We start from the raw sequence: 16,181 nt of genomic DNA, 5'->3' as shown, positions 1-16,181 counted from the left end.
GCCGCCCGGGAGATCTACCCACGCCTGATGGCCGATCTAGCCGCGCTGCCCACCCTCCAAACGGCTTGACAGACCATAGGAGCATCTCGCGGGGTGGCGCTTTCCGACGCTAGGCGTCGTTCTGCCAGGGACTTCCGGCGGCTGCTCGGGTCGCGCTGGCGCCGCGGGGCAGGTCGAGGATGTCGAGCAGGCTCTGGTCCTCGTCGATGGCGTGGTGCAGGTGCCCGAGCTTGCCGGTGCTCGGGTCCGCGTCGGAGGCGCCGACGAGCTGCCAGATGCCGTCGTCGGCGTCGTGGCTGACCCACAGGATGGGCTCGCTGCGTTCGAAGACCTCGCGGGTCTGGACGCAGGTGGTGCTCAGCAGCCAGTGACGCATCCACCAAGCCCGCCGGTCGCGCTGCATGACCTGGTCAGCGACCCACCAGATGAACGGCAGGTCCTCGTGGGCCCGCGCCTGGTTCGCGGTCAGGTCCGGACCGCCCTGCGGCACGCGTGCGAACGGCTCGTCGATCAGCGCGAAAGCATGCCCGTCCTCGTGCTCGAAGATGACGGCGTGGAAGGTGCCGCCGCCGGGATTGCCGGCGCCGATTCCGACCGACAGCCGGGCGACGTGCGGGTCCGCCCCGGTGGTCCAGCCGAACGCGTACGACGCCAGTTCACCCTGCGGCCCGACGAACTCCCCGAACGCGCGCCGGTCCATGCCGGTGACCGCGTTCCTGAGCACCTCGACCAGCGTCCCCTCCACCACCTGGATGTCCACGCGCGCAGGATAGCCGCACCGGTGCTGCGGTCCGATGGTGTTGGCCGGGGCCGGAACTCGACACAGGGTTGCCCGGGAGCGGGACTCGCGGGAAAACGTAATTCGGTGTGACGCTAGGCGGGACTCGCGGGGGTTAGTTCGAAGAGCATGGCTTGGGAGGGGGCTAGGAGAGGGGGTTGGAGGCCGGTGTGGGTCAGGGCGGCGCCGGAGAGGGTGAGGCCGGTGGTGATCCACGGGGTCTGGGTGACGAAGTGGCCGGAGGCGGGGAGGAGTTCGGGGATGGCCCGGACGGTGTAGCGGCGGGCGGGGTCCAGGCCGGGGAAGCGGAGGCGGGCGGGGAGGGCGTCGGGGGAGGTTTCCAGGCGGGCGTAGCAGAAGACGGCATGGTCGGGGCCGATGACGCCGTGCAGGAGGGAGCCGTGGTCGGGGTGGTCGGCGCGGACGGTGACGCCGGTGTGGAGGAGGCCGCGGAGGCGCTTGTACACGGAGATCCACGCCGTCAGGGCATCGAGCTCCTCCGATGACAGGGCGGTGAGGTCCCACTCCAGGCCGGCGTGGTTGAACAACGCGGTGGCGCAACGGAAGGGGAGCTCGGCGAAGCGGCCGGTGGTGTGGGCCTCGGGCGGCCCGACGTGGCTGCCGACCAGCTCGGGCGGGATCAGCAGACCCATCCAGCGCTGAATGCGTTGGCGCTCAACGGCGTCGTTGGTGTCGGAGGCCCAGACGCGGTCGGTGTGGGCGAGGACGCCGAGATCGACGCGGGCCCCGCCGGAGGAGCAGGACTCGATCTCCAGGGCGGGATGCCGCGAGCGGAGTTCGTCGAACAACCGGTACACGGCAAGGGTTTGGGCGTGCACCAGGGACTCCATGAGGTCCCGGTTGTGGTCCCACTTGATGTAGTCGATGCGGTACTCGGTGACGAGGGAATCCAACCGCTCCAACAAATAGTCGTACACGGCGGGCAGGGCGACGTTCAGCACCTGCTGGCGGCGCCAGGGCAGGGCGTCGGCCAGGAGCCAGTCGGGATGGGCGCGGGCCAGTGCGGAGTCGGGGTTGACCATCTCGGGTTCGAACCACAGACCGAACTGCATTCCCTTGTCCCGCACGTAGTCCACGAGCGGCGAAAGGCCGTCGGGCCAGACGTCGGAGTCCACGAACCAGTCGCCGAGGCCGGCGGAGTCGTCGCGGCGGCCACGGAACCAGCCGTCGTCGAGGACGAAGCGCTCGACGCCGATCTCGGCGGCCCGGTCGGCCAACGCCCGCAGGCGGCCCAGGTCGTGGTTGAAGTAGACGGCTTCCCAGGTGTTCAACACGACCGGACGCGGCGTCGACGGGTGCGAGGTACGGGCCCGCATCCAGGCGTGCAGGCGCGCGCTCAAGCCGTCGAGGCCCTGGTCGGACCAGACGAAAAAGGCCCACGGGGTGGCATAGGACTCGCCGGGGGCCAGCCGGATCTCGCCCGGGTCAAGGAGTTCCGACGCGCCGAGCAGGCTCAACCCCTCGGGGAGCCGCTCGGCGAAGTGTTCGTGGTTGCCGCTCCACGCGAGGTGCACGCCCCACACCTCGCCGTGCCGGAAGCCGAAGCCGTCGGTGCCGGCGACGAGCAGCCCGGTGGCGTCGTGGCCGGTGCGCCCACGCCGGCTCTCCCTCGCCCGCAGCCCATGCAGGAACGGGCTGCGCTGCGGCGACCGCTCCCGGCACCAGCGGCCGGTGAGATCGAGCAGCTCAACAGCATGCGCGGGCACGGGAAGCAGCAGCCGCAGGGCGTCCACGGTCCAGGTGTCGCCGCCGGTGTTCACGACCTCGTGCCGAACCCGCAGCACACCGGAGGGATCCAGGTGCAGCTCGACGTGGAACTCGACGCCGGCAGCGGAATCGGCGGCGGTGAACGACAGGGAGTTGCCGTCGACGTCGACGGGCCCCAGCAGTTCGGGCCGCAGGTGCTGGAAGGAGCCGTCACGATGCCCGGAGGTGCCGGGCCGGCCCAGCCACCCCTCCCGCGAGGACGGCAGGAGGGTGAGCCGGATCGGCGTGTCGACGGAGCTCGGCGGCACGCCCGGCGTCGCCGCCAGCACCAGGTCCTCGTCGACCGGCCCGAGGTCGGCGCCCCAGTGCAGCACCCGGGGCAGCCCCGGACCGGTCTCGACGACCAGGCCGGTCCCGTTCGCCGCCAGGCTGATCAGCTCGCTCATGAGCGGAAACCTAGGCGACGACCGAGAACGTTTTCAACTACCGGACGGCCACGAGCACCCGATCGTCACCGGACTGCCATACGGCGCCGATCTCGCGGAACCCGGCCTGCTGGAGCAACTCCACGTGCGTCTCCAGGTCGGGGCCGATGCCGTGGTCGTGCGCCGGCACGGCCCGCTCGCGCCGCTGGGCCAGCAGGTCGGCAAACGTTTCCTCCGCCTCGACGGCGTCCCACCACTGGTCCCAGTCCTCGTTCGCCTTCACACCGGCCCGCGTCTCGTGCCGGTGCCGGACCAGGCGCTGCAACTCACGCAGCCGGGGTTTGGCCTCGGCGAAGTGGTCGCCGTCGATGAAGACGCCGCCGGGCTCGATCAGGTCGGCGAGGTCCCGGTAGAGCTGGCCGAGGGCCTCGGCCGACAGCCAGTGCAGCGCGGTGGTCGACACCGCCGCCTGGATCTTGCCGGTCACCCCGGCCGTGTCGGCCCACCCCGGCACGCCCAGCCGCGCCTCCACGAACCGCACGGACGACGGCGCGGTGGCCCGGGCGAAGGCCAGGAGCAGGGGATCGGTGTCGATTCCCACGAAATGGGCGGCCGGCACACGTTCCACCAGCCGGGCGGCCAACGAGCCCGGCCCGCAGCCGAGATCGAGCACGGTGGGCGACGAATGTTGGCCGAGCGTGTCCGAAAGGACATCCCCGATCACTGTGAACCGCAGCTCACGATCGGGGATGTAGTGCTCCTGCTGTGCGTCCCAGCGGCGCAGCCACTCGGCCGCGACGGCCGGGTCCACGATATCGGTGCTGGTCATGACCCCTCCCCATGTTCGGTCCTTACTGCAACCTAGTTGCAACTGGCCCGCTTCTCAAGGGGTGGACGGCCGATCGACGGGTGTGGCTGCCGGATAGGGTCTGCGACCATCCGTGTACTGACTGGTATCGAGGTGGGGGAACACCCATGACTTGGCGACGACCGTCCCTGTTGGTAGCCGGTGTGCTACTCGCCGGCACCGCGACCGCGTGTGGCGGCGGCGGCCAGAGCACCGCCACGGCGTTCGACCCGAACAACTGCCAGGGCGGCACGCTGGAGATCCTCAACCAGGACGACGCCGGCTCACACCTGGACCCGGCCCGGCTCTACACCTCGGGCGGCGGCAACATCCCGTCCCTGCTGTTCCGCACGCTGACCACCAGGACCCGCAAGGCCGGCGCGGACGGCGCCAAGGTCGCCCCCGACCTCGCCACCGACACCGGCCAGCCCAACGCCGACGCCACGGTGTGGACCTATCACCTGCGTGACGGCCTCAAGTTCGAGGACGGCACCCCGATCACCTCGGCCGACGTGAAGTACGGCATCGAGCGGGGCTTCGCCGCCGAACTGCCGGGCGGCGCCCCCTACCTGCACGACTGGCTGGTCAACGCGCAGAACTACCCGGGCCCGTACAAGGATCCGAACGGCATCCCGGCCATCGAGACGCCGGACGCCAAGACAATCGTGTTCCACCTGAACTCCCCGCACGGCGACTTCCCTTACCTGGCAACGGCCACCCAGTTCGCGCCGGTGCCCAAGGCGCTGGACAAGGGCGCCGACTACGAGAAGCACCCGATCTCCAGCGGCCCGTACAAGATCGAGACGTACGACAAGGGCAAGAGCGTCGTGCTGGTCCGCAACACCAACTGGTCGCGCGCCGTCGACCCGAACCGGCTGGCCTGCCCGGACCGCATCGAGGGCACGTACGGCCTCGACCAGGCGGTGATCAACCAGCGGCTGTCCACCGGCTCCGGCAAGGACGCCGACGCGGTCACCACCGACACCGACCTCGGCCCGTCGGAGCTGGCCCAGCTGGACAACAATCCCGAGCTGGCCAAGCGCGTGGCCAAGGGCGGCTTCCCGTACACGTACTACATCGCCTTCGACAACACCAAGGCCCCGTTCGACAATCCCAAGGTGCGCCAGGCCTTCAGCTACGCCATCGACCGCACCTCGGTGGTCAACGCGGCCGGCGGCAGCTCGCTGGCCTACCCGGCCACGACCTTCCTGCCCGACAACAAGACCATGGGCTACCAGGCGTTCGACTACTTCCCGGCCGGCCGCAACGGCGACCCGGCCAAGGCCAAGCAGCTGCTGGCCGAGGCCGGCTTCCCCGACGGCATCACCGTGACGCTGGCCCACCGCAGCGCCGACTTCAACCAGGACGGGCCGAAGGTGGCCACGGCGGTGCAGGACGCGTACAAGAAGGCCGGGATCACGGTCAAGCTCCAGAGCATCGAGACCGACAGCTACTCGACCACTGTGGACAATCCGGCCACGCAGCCGCAGATGGCGCTGCAGGGCTGGGGCGCCGACTGGCCGTCCGGCGGCCCGTTCATCGTGCCGATCTTCGACGGCCGGCAGTACCTGGCCGGCGGCGGCAACTTCAACACCGCGCACTTCAACGATCCCAAGGTGAACTCCGAGATCGACGAGATCAACAAGATCACCGACCCGGCCCAGGCCGCGCAGCGGTGGGGCCAGCTCGACGCGGAGATCATGAAGCAGGCGCCGGCCGCGCTGCTGTTCCACACCACGCAGCTGCGCCTGTACGGCAAGAACGTCAAGAACGCCTTCGTCAGCGACTGGACCGGCGTCTACGACCTGTCCCAGGTGTCCGTGAAGTGACCGCCCCATCCGATGCGAGGCCCGGCCTCCGGGTGTTCGCAGGCAGGTTCCGCACCGACCGCGCCGCCGTGTTCGGCGCGGTCGTGGCGGGCCTGTTGGTGCTGCTGGCGATCCTGGCCCCGGTGCTGACCGCGCTGGAGGGCCAGGACATCGCCTCGTTCAACAACGACCTGGTCGACTCGGCCCGCGGCGGCGTGCCGATCGGCTCGCTGGGCGGCATCAGCGGCCAGCACTGGCTGGGCGTGGAGCCGCAGACCGGGCGCGACCTGTTCGCCCGGGTGGCGCAGGGCGCGCAGATCTCGTTGCTGGTGGCCGTGTGCGCGACCATGGTGCAGGTTTTCCTCGGCGTGGTCGTCGGTCTGGCCGCTGGGCTCGGCGGCAAGTGGCTGGACGCCGTGCTGACCCGGCTGGCCGACATCTCGCTGGCCTTCCCGGTCATCATCTTCTCGCTGGCCCTGCTGACCATCGTGCCGGACAGCTTCCCCCGGCCGCTGCTGCTGGCCCTGGTGATCGGCGTGCTGGGCTGGGGTGGCACCGCCCGTATCAGCCGAGCCCAGACGTTGTCGTTGCGCACCAGGGACTTCGTGGCGGCGGCCCGGTTGTCCGGGGCCGGCGGGCTGCGGATCGCCCGGCGGGAGATCCTGCCGGGCCTGGCCGCGCCGGTGATCACCTACGCGGCGCTGCTGTTGCCCTCCAACGTGATCACCGAGGCCGCGCTGTCCTTCCTCGGCGTCGGCGTCCGGCCGCCGACCTCGTCCTGGGGGCAGATGCTGTCCACCGCGACCACGTGGTTCCGCAGCGACGTGATGTACGTGCTCATCCCCGCGTTCATGGTGTTCCTCACCGTGCTGTCGTTCACGTTGATGGGTGAGGGGGTCCGGGTGGCGCTCGACCCGCGCACCACCCGGCTGACCAGGAAGGCGGGCTGAAGTGCTCGGCTACGCGGTGCGCCGGATCGGCGGCGCGGCGGCGGTGCTGCTGATCATGTCGGCGGTGGTGTACCTGCTGTTCTACCTGATGCCGTCCGATCCGGCGCAGCTGGTGTGCGGCATCAAGAGCTGCACTCCGGACCGGCTGGCGCTGATCTCGCACAGCCTCGGCCTCGACGAGCCGCTGTACCTCCAGTACTGGCACTTCCTGTCCGGGCTGGTCGCCGGCCGCGACATCAGCATGGGACCGTCCGTCGTGCACTGCGCGGCGCCGTGCCTCGGCTATTCCTACCAGTACACCGAACCCGTGCTGCAGATGATCCTGGACCGCCTTCCGGTGTCGGGCTCGCTGGTGGTCGGGGCGGCGATCCTGTGGCTGACCCTCGGTATCGGGATCGGCGTGCTGTCGGCGCTGCGCCGGGGCCGCTGGGTCGACCACGCCGTCAACGCGCTCGTGCTCGGCGGGCTGGCGGTGCCGATCTTCATCACCGGCCTGCTGGCCCTGCTGGTCTTCTGCGTCTCGCTGGAGTGGCTGCCGTTCCCGACCTGGGTGCCGTTCGACGAGAATCCGCTGCTGTGGGCCCAGAACCTGATCCTGCCGTGGATCGTGCTGGCCCTGACCGCGATGCCCGTGTACGTCCGGATGTCGCGCGCCGGCATGCTGGAGACGCTGGCCGAGGACCACATCCGCACCGCCCGCGCCTACGGCCTGCCGGAGCGGCAGGTGATCGGCCGGCACGCGCTGCGCGGGGCGCTGAGTCCGCTGATCACGTTGGCGGCGCTGGACATCGCCAGCATCCTGACCTCCTCGGTGCTCACCGAGTCGGTGTTCGGCCTGCCCGGCATCGGCCAGCTGACCGTGCAGGCGGTGCGCAACGTCGACCTGCCGGTGGTGGTCGGGCTGGTGCTGCTGATCGGCACGGTCATCGTGCTGTGCAACACGATCGCCGACCTGCTCTACGCGGCGGTCGACAAGAGGGTGAGCGTGTCGTGAGCGAGCTTGCGAGCACACCATTCAACGCAGAGTCCGTTGTGTCGGTGCGGGATCTGGTCATCGACTTCCACACCGAGGGCGACACCGTCCGGGCCGTCGACGGGCTCTCCTTCGAGCTGCGGGCCGGGCGGGCCCTGGGCATCGTGGGGGAGTCGGGCTCCGGCAAGAGCGCGACCGCCCTGTCGCTGCTGGGTCTGCACCGCGGCGGCAACGCCGAGGTCGCCGGGGAGATCGACGTGCTCGGCACGAAGGTGCTCACCGCGACGAACGAACAGGTGCGGCAGCTGCGCGGCAGCCGGATCGCCATGGTGTTCCAGGATCCACTGTCCGCTTTGGACCCGCTCTTCAGCGTCGGCGACCAGATCGTCGAGGTGTACCGGGCGCACAACAAGGCGGACAAGCGAACCGCGCGCAGGCGGGCGGTCGAGGTGCTGGATCGCGTCGGCATTCCCGACGCGGCCAGGAGAGTCAACGCCTATCCGCACGAGTTCTCCGGCGGCATGCGGCAACGCGCCCTGATCGCCATGGCGCTGGCCCTGTCGCCCAAGGTCCTCGTGGCCGACGAGCCGACGACGGCGCTGGACGTCACCGTGCAGGCGCAGATCCTGGACCTGATCCACGACCTGCGCACGGAGACCGGGATGGCCCTCATCCTGGTCACCCACGACCTCGCGGTGGCCGCCGGCAACGTCGACGACGTGCTGGTGATGCAGCACGGCAAGGCCGTCGAGCACGGTCCGGCGGCCGAGGTTCTCGGTGCCCCGTCGGCGAAGTACACCCGCGAGCTGGTCGCCGCGATTCCACGGCTGGAGCAGCCGCGGGAGTCGAAAGTCGTGGGCGGCGAGCCGCTGGTGCAGGTCAAGGACGTGCACCAGGTGTTCTCGGCCGGCTCTTTCCTCAACCGCACCAAGGTGAACGCCGTCGACGGCGTGACACTGGACGTGCTGCGCGGCGAGGCGCTGGGCGTGGTGGGGGAGAGCGGCAGCGGCAAGACCACGCTGGCCCGCATGATCGTCCGCCTGCTGCGGCCGACCGCCGGCCAGATCCTGTTCGACGGCCGGGACATCGCCTCGGACAAGGAGATCCGCGAGGTTCGGCGGGACCTTCAGATGGTCTTCCAGGACCCGGTGTCCTCGCTCAATCCCCGCCGCACCATCGGCGAGAGCATCGCCGACCCGCTGCGCGTGCAGGGCGAGGACGCGTCCCGCAAACGGGTTCGGGAACTGCTCGACCTGGTCGGCCTCGACCCGGACCGGATCGACCGCTACCCGCACGAGTTCTCCGGCGGCCAGCGGCAGCGCATCGGCATCGCGCGGGCCATCGGGCTGCGGCCCAAGCTGCTGGTCTGCGACGAGCCGGTGTCGGCGCTGGACGTGTCGACCCAGTCCCAGATCATCCGGCTGCTGGCCTCGCTGCGGACCGAGTTCGACCTCACGCTGGTCTTCGTGGCCCACGACCTCGCGGTGGTGCGGCAGGTCAGCGACCGGGTCGCGGTGATGAGCAAGGGGGCCGTGGTGGAGCTCGGCGAGACTGATTCGCTGTACGACAATCCCACGCACCCGTACACCAAATCGCTGCTGACGGCGGTGCCGGTGCTCGACCCCGAGCTGGCGCGGCAGCGCCGGCTGGAACGCGGACAGCTGACCCCATGAGGTTCCCGATTCGGTGGCCGGTGGTGATCGTGGTCGGCGTCGCGCTGGCCACGATCGGGCTGGTCGGCGGGTACTGGGACCAGATCGACCATGCCGCCGTCAACGCCCGTCACACGGCGGCCCTGAAAGACCTTGGGGCGAACGACGTCGAGGCGCGCATTCGCGGCATGAACGAGCTGGAGCAGGTCACCAAGGCCTCGCCCGGCGACCAGCCCGCCGTGGTGACCGAATTGGCGGCGTTCATCCGGTCCGCGGCGGGATCCGCCGACTGCCCGGACCGCCCGGTGAGCCGGGATGTGCAGGCAGCGCTGGGTGTGCTCAACCGGCGGCCGTCGGCGCCGGACATCGGCACGGTCATCGACCTGCACGGGGCGTGCCTGCGCAACGCGCAGATGATCCGCATCGAACTGGTGCAGGCCAACCTGTCCGGCGCGAACCTGCGCGGCGCCGACCTGAGCTGGGCGGTGCTGGACGGCGCCGACCTGCGCGGGGCCGATCTCGCCGGCGCCGACCTCAGCCACGCTCATGCGGTAGCCGCCGACCTCACCTCGGCCGACCTCGACGGCGCGCGGACCGAGGGTCTGCACCGCGCCTGAGCAAGGGATGCCACATGTGCTTCCCACTTGCCGCCAGGGCGCAAATGGGAAGCGCATGTGGCGAACTAGCGGCGGAAGGCGGCGACGACCATCTCGCCGTAACGACGCCAGGCCGCCTCGTCGACGATGTCCAGGCGCAGCATCTGGCGCACGGCCCCGCCCACCAGCACCAGGATGTCGGTGACGGTGATGTCGGGGCGGAGGTTTTCCCCCGCCGCGGCGAGAAGTTCCTTCTGGAGGGCCAGGATCCGGTCGGTGGACACGGTGCCGGCGGCCAGGGCGTCGGCCAGCAGCCGGTGCTGGGCCAGGGTGGCGAACAGGTCGACGACGTAGCGGGCGAACGCCTGGTAGGCCTCGGGTTCGGCCAGCGCGGCGACCGTGCGCCGCTCCAACTCCTCGACGTGGCAACGGACGACCGCGGCGACCAGGTCGTCCTTGGTCGGGTAGTTGCGGTACACGGTGGCCTTGCCGACGCCGGCCCGGGCGGCGATGTCCGGGACCGTCCCTTGTAGACCGTGCTCGGCGAAGACCTCGGCCGCGGCGACCAGCACCCGCTCGTGGTTGAGCCGGGCGTCCAGCCGGCGTTCAGGCATCGTCTTCGGCCGGCACGTCCAACGTGGTGGCGATCCGGTTGAACGCCAGGTAGAAGGCGCAGACCTGGATCAGCTCGACGAGCTCCCGGTCGGTCAGGAAGGCCCGGGCCCGGCCGAACAGCTCGTCGCCGACCCGGGGCCGCGCGACCAGCTCGGCGGCGAACTGGATGATCACCTGGTCCCGCGCGTCCAGCCCAGGATTGTCGAAGTCCTTGCGGGCGATGGCCGCGCGCAGCTCGTCGGTGATGCCGGCCTGCGCGGACATCGGCACGTGCTGGCCGGCGGTGAACTCGCACTCGGTGCACGCGGCGACGGTCAGGGTCGCCAGCTCGCGGTACCGGTCGGGAAGGGCCAGCACCTCGAACTGGAGCAGGCCCAGCTGGAGGAACGGCTGGACCGTGGCCACGGCGTGGCTGGCCATCCGGACCATGCCCGACGGTGGCACGACGGCCAGGAACCGGCGCACGTCGGCGGGCAGCGTGTCCGGATCGGGGTCGGGGAGCCGGGTCATGACCGCGGGGCCGCGGACTCGGCGCGTGTGGTGCTCATGGCTGCCTCTCGGAGGTCAAGCGGACCCCAGGGTCCGGTCGGCCCGAGGCTAACCGGACCCCGGGGTCCAGATCCGTCGAGTGTGGCTCAGTTCACTTTCACCGGCAGCAGCACGGCCGACGGGTGGGCGGCGTCGTGGAAGATCTCCAGCCTCGTCACGTGCGGGGTCGCGGCGGTGGCCAAGGGCTCGTCGCCACCCAGGTTGCGGGCGAAGCGGGGGAACGCCCCGGCCGCGACCTGCACGCGGATCCGGTGCCCGCGCTGGAACACGTGCGCGGTGGGCGACAGCGCCACCGTCACCTTGGTGATCCCGTCCGGCCGGACCTTGACCAGGTCGTCGCAGATGTTGGTCGACCGGCCGCGCCTGTCCACGTCACACACCCGCACGAACAGGTCGCACGCCTTCTGATCGGCCCGCAGCCACACCTCGGCCCCGACCTCGCCGATCACCTCCAGGTCGGCCTCCAGCACGTCCGAGGTGAACGTGAGGACGTCGTCCCGCTTCTCCACGGACCGGTTGTCCACCGCGCCCGCGCCCCGCGACTCCAGCTTCGCGCCGCCGACCGACGGCGTTGGGTCGGACGGGTCGTAGGTGAAGGTGTCGGGCGCGACGAAACCGCCCGGGACCTGGCCCAGGGCGTTGCCCTCACGCAGGTGCCAGCGCTGCTGCGTGTAGCCGGCGGGCGGCCACTGGTCGAACTCCCGCCACTGTTTCACGCCCATGACGAACAGCCGCACCGGGGCCCGATACGCCGGCTTGGCGCCGCGGGCCAGCGGACCGGCCCAGCGGACGGTCTCCCAGATCGACGCGGCCAGACCCTTCGGGTCGGCGTGCGCCCACGGACCGATGGTCAGCCGTGGCGGGCGGCCGGCGGCCACCAGGGCCTGGTAGTCCCGCAGCTGGTCGGCCAGGAAGATGTCGTACCAGCCGGCGATCGAGCTCACCGGCACCTTGACCTCGGCGACGGTGTCGCTGAAGTCCTCTTTCTTCCAGTACGGGTCGTCCTGGTCGTGGTGCACGCAGTCCTGGTAGAACGGCCATTCCCGGCCCAGCGCCGCCTTGTCGCCGTCGGCCAGCGGCAGCGTGCGCATCGCCGCCTCGATCTTCTTGCGCTCCAGCGACGCCCTGAGCCCGGCGAACCGCCGCTCCTGGTGGGCGGTCATCACCGACCAGTTCATCAGCGTCTCGAGCTCGATCCGGCCCGGCCGCAGGAAGGTCATGGCCAGCCGCGACGACGTGACGTGCGGAACCATGGCCTTGACCTGCACGGGCGCGTCCGCGGCGACCACCCACTGGGTGTAGCCGAGGTAGCTGGCGCCGGTCAGCACCACCGAGCCGTTGAACCACGGCTGCTCGGCCAGCCACCGCAGCACGGCGTGGCCGTCGGCCCGCTCCTCCCGCATGGCCCGGAACTCGCCGCCGCCGGAGCCGAACGTGCCCCGGGTGCTGACGAGCAGCACCTGGAAGCCCCGTTCGGCCAGCAGGCGGCCCATCAGCCAGCCCAGCGGTCCCTTGCGGCCGTACGGGGAGCGGACCAGCGCCGTCGGCAGGTCCGGCCCACGGTTCGAATCAGATGCCGGCGTGGGCCACCACCGGTCCGCGAGCAGCGTCACACCGTCGTCGGCGGTGATGCGCAGATCACGTTCCACCGACACCTTGCGCGTCGTCGCCGGCGGCAGCTTCAGCAATCGTTGCGCGACCCAACCAGTCACCGTCATCGGCCCAGCCTGCCACGTTCACCCTCCGTGTGCGCCCGCTACCGCGAACACTGTCGGCATTCGGGTGATTACTGCCCGTTTCGCTAGGCCGAGCGTGTGGTCCTGGATGAACCCGGATTAAACGGACGCGCGTAGAGGCATCTAGATGGTGCATTCTTGCTGGTACCGGCCCGGCGAGGGGCAGGAGGTACCCACAATGGCCAGCAACCTCGGGCCTGACAGCTCGGCGGCGCTTCCCCTCCGCGACTACAACCGCCTCACACACGGTGAGTTGGCGGACTCGATCCTGAGTCTCACCGCCCACGAACTGCACCAGTTGTTGGCTTACGAATGGGTGCACGCGCAGCGCGACGGCGTTCTGGGGATGCTGCGGGCCCGCCTCACGGAACTGGGCACCGGCGTCGCACCCTCGGGCACCCCGTCGGTGTTCATTCCGGAGCAGGCCGGCAGTCCCGAGAACCTGCCGGTGATGCCGCGGATCGATGGCGCCATCGAGGGAACAGAACAGCGTCGCCCCGCGTTGTGAGGGATGGTCGGCGGCGTGCGAGCCGCGGCGACCGCGTCGATGAACCCCCTCTCATCCGCGGATAGCGGCAGTCCCGAATGCCGCCCGCCGGCGCCCCGCCGACCCCGTCGCCGTTCCGGGACAACTACCCCCGTGCGTCCCGGAACGGCGCGCTCGACAGGTGCGGCCGGACCTGGCCCCTTTCCCGTTTCGACACCACGGACGTGATCAGAATTACCTGAACCCGTATTTCGGGAGTCAAATCCGTGTGGAGGGGGTAAGAGAAGGGGCGTAGGTCGGGGAAAGGAACCTGAGATGAGCGTGGACCGGGACTTCACGGGCTGGGCCGAGCCGGAAACAGACCGGGTGGCCATGTCCGATCCGGACGCGGGCCGCCATCGCGCGGACACCGTGAGCAACGGGATCAGCGTCGAGGAGCTGCTGGTCAGGGTCGGTCAGCACCGAGGCTGAATGTGACGTAGCCGACGCCGGGGCCCGGCGTCACGCTACGTGGAATTAACCGTCCCGTACTCGCGTTGGACAGCATGCGGAAACCCGAGAGGGGCCGACCGGCTCCCGGAGTCCGCTACTCCTCGAACGTAGCAAAGCAACAGCCTTGCGCGCTCGGGACCGGCGAAAGACGTGAGGAGGTCATCGTGGCGGAGGTGAGGACGCCCCGGCAGCGGGTCGCGACCGACGGCGACCAGGACCTGGTGCGCCACTACCTGGCCGACATCGGGACCACCCCGCTGCTGACGGCCCCCGAGGAGGTCTCGCTCTCGAGGCGCATCGAGGCCGGCGTGTACGCCGCCGAGCTGCTGCGCACGGGCGAGCTGGGGGGCCGCACGCGCGAGGAGCTGGCCCTGGTGGCCAGGGACGGCGAGCAGGCCAGGGACCACATGATCCGGGCCAATCTGCGGCTGGTGGTCTCCACCGCCCGCAAGTACAGCCATCGCGGGCTGCCGTTCCTGGACGTCATCCAGGAGGGCAACCTCGGACTGATCCGGGCGGTCGAGAAGTTCGACTACGCCAAGGGCTTCAAGTTCTCCACCTACGCGATGTGGTGGATCCGGCAGGCGATCGAGCGCGGGGTCGCGGAGACCTCGCGGGTCATCCGCCTTCCCGTCCACGTCGTCGAGCAGGTGAACAAGATCGCGAAGGCGGACCGCCAGCTCAACCTGAAGCTGGGCCGCGAGCCGTCGGTGGCCGAGATCGCCGACGAGTGCGGCCTGCCGGTCGAGCGGGTGGTCGAGCTGCGCCGGGCCAGCCGCGAGGCGACCAGCCTGGACGCCACCGTCGGCGAGGACGGCGAGACCACGATCTCCGACCTCATCGAGGACACCGACTCCGTGCGGGCCTCCGATGTGCTGGAGCGCGAGGCGCTGACCGAGTCCGTGCGGGCGGTCGTGAACACCCTTCCGCAGCGGGAGGCCCTGATCGTCAGCCTGCGGTTCGGGCTCGACGGCGGCAACCCCCGCACGCTCCAGGAGGTAGCCGAGCGTGTCGGCCTGACCCGCGAGCGCGTGCGTCAGCTGGAGAAGGGCGCTCTGGCCCAGTTGCGCAATCCGGAGCACAGCCGGCCGCTGTTGGAGTGGGCGAGCTGAGCCGAACCCCCGGACCTTGATAGGCCGAGTGGCGTAATCCTACCGGTAACCGCTGTACGGAAACGTGACCGGGCCTATCCGCAAGATACCTTCGTGGGGTGTTCCCCCGAAGACTTTCGTTCCTGGGGCCACGTTCCGCGGCGGTGGTGTCACTGGTCGTACTGGCCGTGACGGCTGCCGCCTGCGGAACGCCCGTGCCCGCCGTGAAAACCGGCACCGGTGTCACCGACAAGACGATCAGACTGGGCGTGCTCAGCGATCTGTCGGGACCTTTCGGCCCGCTGGGTGAGGCGGTGGTGCAGGGCAACCAGCTCTACATCGACAAGCTGAACGCCGCGGGCGGTGTGTGCGGCCGCAAGATCGAACTGGACGTGCAGGACACCGGCTTCAACACCGACAAGGCCGTGCAGCTCTACTTCAAGCAGGAACCCACCGTGCTGGGCCTGCTCCAGGTCGTGGGCAGCGACATCACCAGCCGGATCACGCCGGACATGCTCCAGCAGCAGGTGATGGCCGCGCCCACGTCCTGGTCGAGCGACCTGCTCGGCAACCCCTACATGGTCGTGGTCGGCGCCACCTACGACCTCGACGTGATCAACAGCTTCGACTTCCTGGTGCGGCAGGACAAACTGCACAAGGGCGACGTCATCGGGCACATCTACAACGACGACCCCGAGTACGGCGGCAACGCGTTGCAGGGCAGCCAGTTCGTCGCCGACAAGCTGGGCCTGACCCTCAAGGCCATCGAGGTCCCGTCGACCAAGAAGGACTTCTCCGCCGAGATCGGCCAGCTCAAGGCGGCCGGGGCCAAGGCCGTCGCGATCAGCACCTACCCGCAGCAGACCGCCGTCGCCGTCGGCACGGCCGCCCAGGCCGGGCTGACGGTGCCGTTCCTGGTCTCCAACCCCGGCTTCGACCCGTCCGTGCTGGCCAGCCCGGCCGGCCCGGCCTTCCAACAGCTGGTGCTCGTGTCCTCGTCGGTCGCCCCGTTCGGGGCCAAACTGCCGGCCGCAGAGGACCTGGCCTCGGCCTACAAGGCCAAGTACCCCAACGGAAAGCCGTCGATGGCCGTGAACTACGGCTACGTGGTGGGCATCGGCTACAGCGCCATTCTCAAGCGCGCCTGCGCCGAGGGGGACCTGACCAGGGCCGGCGTGCAGAAGGCCTTCCACGAGCTGACCGGTGTGGACACCAGCGGCCTCACCGCGCCGCTGCTGTTCTCCTCCTCGAACTACCCGTCCAGCCGGCAGTCCTTCGTGCTGCGCCCCAACCCGGACACCCCCGGCGGCCTGGACATCGTGGACCCGTTGAAGGAGTCCGACCTGGTCCGCCAGCGGATCGGTTAGTTCTGTGTTTTTTGGCGCCGCCTTCGGCGTCGCGGGCTCGGCCCCTTTGGGGCCGAGCCGGCTGTGGTGTAAGCGGATATAGCGTCG

At 70.1% G+C, this 16,181-nt stretch carries 15 protein-coding genes; 9 read left to right on the top strand and 6 right to left on the bottom strand.

From position 1 onward, the window contains the following. Positions 1-109: 109 nt before the first annotated feature. The 3 genes from AB0M73_RS48310 to AB0M73_RS48300 form a co-directional block, all read right to left on the bottom strand. Positions 110-760, bottom strand: coding sequence for a hypothetical protein (locus AB0M73_RS48310; protein ID WP_363906717.1), 651 nt, complete (start codon positions 758-760; stop codon positions 110-112). Between the two features lie 113 nt (positions 761-873). Further along, positions 874-2,952 (bottom strand): alpha-galactosidase, encoded by a 2,079-nt coding sequence (locus tag AB0M73_RS48305; RefSeq protein ID WP_363906715.1) that lies wholly within the window; start codon positions 2,950-2,952, stop codon positions 874-876. A gap of 37 nt (positions 2,953-2,989) precedes the next feature. After that, positions 2,990-3,760: a methyltransferase domain-containing protein gene (locus AB0M73_RS48300; RefSeq protein ID WP_363906713.1), complete on the bottom strand. Its 771-nt coding sequence runs from the start codon at positions 3,758-3,760 to the stop codon at positions 2,990-2,992. Between the two features lie 146 nt (positions 3,761-3,906). Between AB0M73_RS48300 and AB0M73_RS48295 the strand changes: the two genes are divergently transcribed. From AB0M73_RS48295 to AB0M73_RS48275, 5 genes are read left to right on the top strand one after another with little or no spacing between them, the layout of a single operon-like run. Continuing rightward, on the top strand, positions 3,907-5,607 hold the full coding sequence (locus tag AB0M73_RS48295; RefSeq protein WP_363906711.1) for an ABC transporter substrate-binding protein: 1,701 nt from the start codon (positions 3,907-3,909) through the stop codon (positions 5,605-5,607). Continuing rightward, positions 5,604-6,536, top strand: coding sequence for an ABC transporter permease (locus tag AB0M73_RS48290; protein ID WP_363906708.1), 933 nt, complete (start codon positions 5,604-5,606; stop codon positions 6,534-6,536). Before AB0M73_RS48295 ends, AB0M73_RS48290 begins: the two co-directional genes overlap by 4 nt. A 1-nt stretch (position 6,537) precedes the next feature. After that, entirely contained in the window at positions 6,538-7,530 is a 993-nt protein-coding gene (locus tag AB0M73_RS48285; protein WP_363906706.1) for an ABC transporter permease, read from the top strand. Then, complete coding sequence (locus AB0M73_RS48280; protein WP_363906704.1) at positions 7,527-9,182, top strand: ABC transporter ATP-binding protein; 1,656 nt, start codon at positions 7,527-7,529, stop codon at positions 9,180-9,182. Before AB0M73_RS48285 ends, AB0M73_RS48280 begins: the two co-directional genes overlap by 4 nt. Beyond that, positions 9,179-9,778 carry a pentapeptide repeat-containing protein gene (locus AB0M73_RS48275; protein ID WP_363906702.1) on the top strand — a complete coding sequence of 200 codons (600 nt, stop codon included), beginning with the start codon at positions 9,179-9,181 and terminating at the stop codon, positions 9,776-9,778. Before AB0M73_RS48280 ends, AB0M73_RS48275 begins: the two co-directional genes overlap by 4 nt. A gap of 65 nt (positions 9,779-9,843) precedes the next feature. On the opposite strand, the gene AB0M73_RS48270 is transcribed toward AB0M73_RS48275, so the two are convergent. From AB0M73_RS48270 to AB0M73_RS48260, 3 genes are all read right to left on the bottom strand, one after another. Next, positions 9,844-10,371 (bottom strand): helix-turn-helix domain-containing protein, encoded by a 528-nt coding sequence (locus tag AB0M73_RS48270; RefSeq protein ID WP_363906700.1) that lies wholly within the window; start codon positions 10,369-10,371, stop codon positions 9,844-9,846. After that, positions 10,364-10,882 (bottom strand): carboxymuconolactone decarboxylase family protein, encoded by a 519-nt coding sequence (locus AB0M73_RS48265; protein WP_363906698.1) that lies wholly within the window; start codon positions 10,880-10,882, stop codon positions 10,364-10,366. The genes AB0M73_RS48270 and AB0M73_RS48265 overlap by 8 nt, the downstream gene beginning before the upstream one ends. A 125-nt stretch (positions 10,883-11,007) precedes the next feature. Next, positions 11,008-12,639, bottom strand: coding sequence for a CocE/NonD family hydrolase (locus AB0M73_RS48260; protein WP_363906696.1), 1,632 nt, complete (start codon positions 12,637-12,639; stop codon positions 11,008-11,010). Positions 12,640-12,835: 196 nt separating this feature from the next. Between AB0M73_RS48260 and AB0M73_RS48255 the strand changes: the two genes are divergently transcribed. The 4 genes from AB0M73_RS48255 to AB0M73_RS48240 all read left to right on the top strand — a co-directional run bounded on the left by AB0M73_RS48255 (position 12,836) and on the right by AB0M73_RS48240 (position 16,094). Next, on the top strand, positions 12,836-13,165 hold the full coding sequence (locus tag AB0M73_RS48255; RefSeq protein ID WP_363906694.1) for a hypothetical protein: 330 nt from the start codon (positions 12,836-12,838) through the stop codon (positions 13,163-13,165). Between the two features lie 294 nt (positions 13,166-13,459). Beyond that, on the top strand, positions 13,460-13,615 hold the full coding sequence (locus AB0M73_RS48250) for a hypothetical protein (protein ID WP_363906692.1): 156 nt from the start codon (positions 13,460-13,462) through the stop codon (positions 13,613-13,615). Between the two features lie 185 nt (positions 13,616-13,800). After that, positions 13,801-14,748 carry a sigma-70 family RNA polymerase sigma factor gene (locus AB0M73_RS48245; protein ID WP_363906690.1) on the top strand — a complete coding sequence of 316 codons (948 nt, stop codon included), beginning with the start codon at positions 13,801-13,803 and terminating at the stop codon, positions 14,746-14,748. A gap of 146 nt (positions 14,749-14,894) precedes the next feature. After that, positions 14,895-16,094, top strand: coding sequence for an ABC transporter substrate-binding protein (locus tag AB0M73_RS48240; protein ID WP_363906688.1), 1,200 nt, complete (start codon positions 14,895-14,897; stop codon positions 16,092-16,094). The last annotated feature ends 87 nt before the right edge of the window (positions 16,095-16,181 follow it).

Origin of the sequence: Kutzneria sp. NPDC051319 (assembly GCF_040682195.1) — a bacterium.
In the GTDB taxonomy this organism is placed as follows: Bacteria; Actinomycetota; Actinomycetes; order Mycobacteriales; family Pseudonocardiaceae; genus Kutzneria.
The sequence above is the reverse complement of the archived record's forward strand: the minus strand, read 5'-3'. Positions and strand labels throughout refer to the sequence as shown.

Excerpts from the sequence above, each read along its gene's own strand:
- AB0M73_RS48260 (WP_363906696.1), bottom strand. The coding sequence starts at position 12,639 with ATGACGGTGACTGGTTGGGTCGCGCAACGATTGCTGAAGCTGCCGCCG.
- AB0M73_RS48255 (WP_363906694.1), top strand. The coding sequence starts at position 12,836 with ATGGCCAGCAACCTCGGGCCTGACAGCTCGGCGGCGCTTCCCCTCCGC.
- AB0M73_RS48300 (WP_363906713.1), bottom strand. The coding sequence starts at position 3,760 with ATGACCAGCACCGATATCGTGGACCCGGCCGTCGCGGCCGAGTGGCTG.
- AB0M73_RS48295 (WP_363906711.1), top strand. The coding sequence starts at position 3,907 with ATGACTTGGCGACGACCGTCCCTGTTGGTAGCCGGTGTGCTACTCGCC.
- AB0M73_RS48265 (WP_363906698.1), bottom strand. The coding sequence starts at position 10,882 with ATGACCCGGCTCCCCGACCCCGATCCGGACACGCTGCCCGCCGACGTG.
- AB0M73_RS48305 (WP_363906715.1), bottom strand. The coding sequence starts at position 2,952 with ATGAGCGAGCTGATCAGCCTGGCGGCGAACGGGACCGGCCTGGTCGTC.
- AB0M73_RS48250 (WP_363906692.1), top strand. The coding sequence starts at position 13,460 with ATGAGCGTGGACCGGGACTTCACGGGCTGGGCCGAGCCGGAAACAGAC.
- AB0M73_RS48275 (WP_363906702.1), top strand. The coding sequence starts at position 9,179 with ATGAGGTTCCCGATTCGGTGGCCGGTGGTGATCGTGGTCGGCGTCGCG.
- AB0M73_RS48270 (WP_363906700.1), bottom strand. The coding sequence starts at position 10,371 with ATGCCTGAACGCCGGCTGGACGCCCGGCTCAACCACGAGCGGGTGCTG.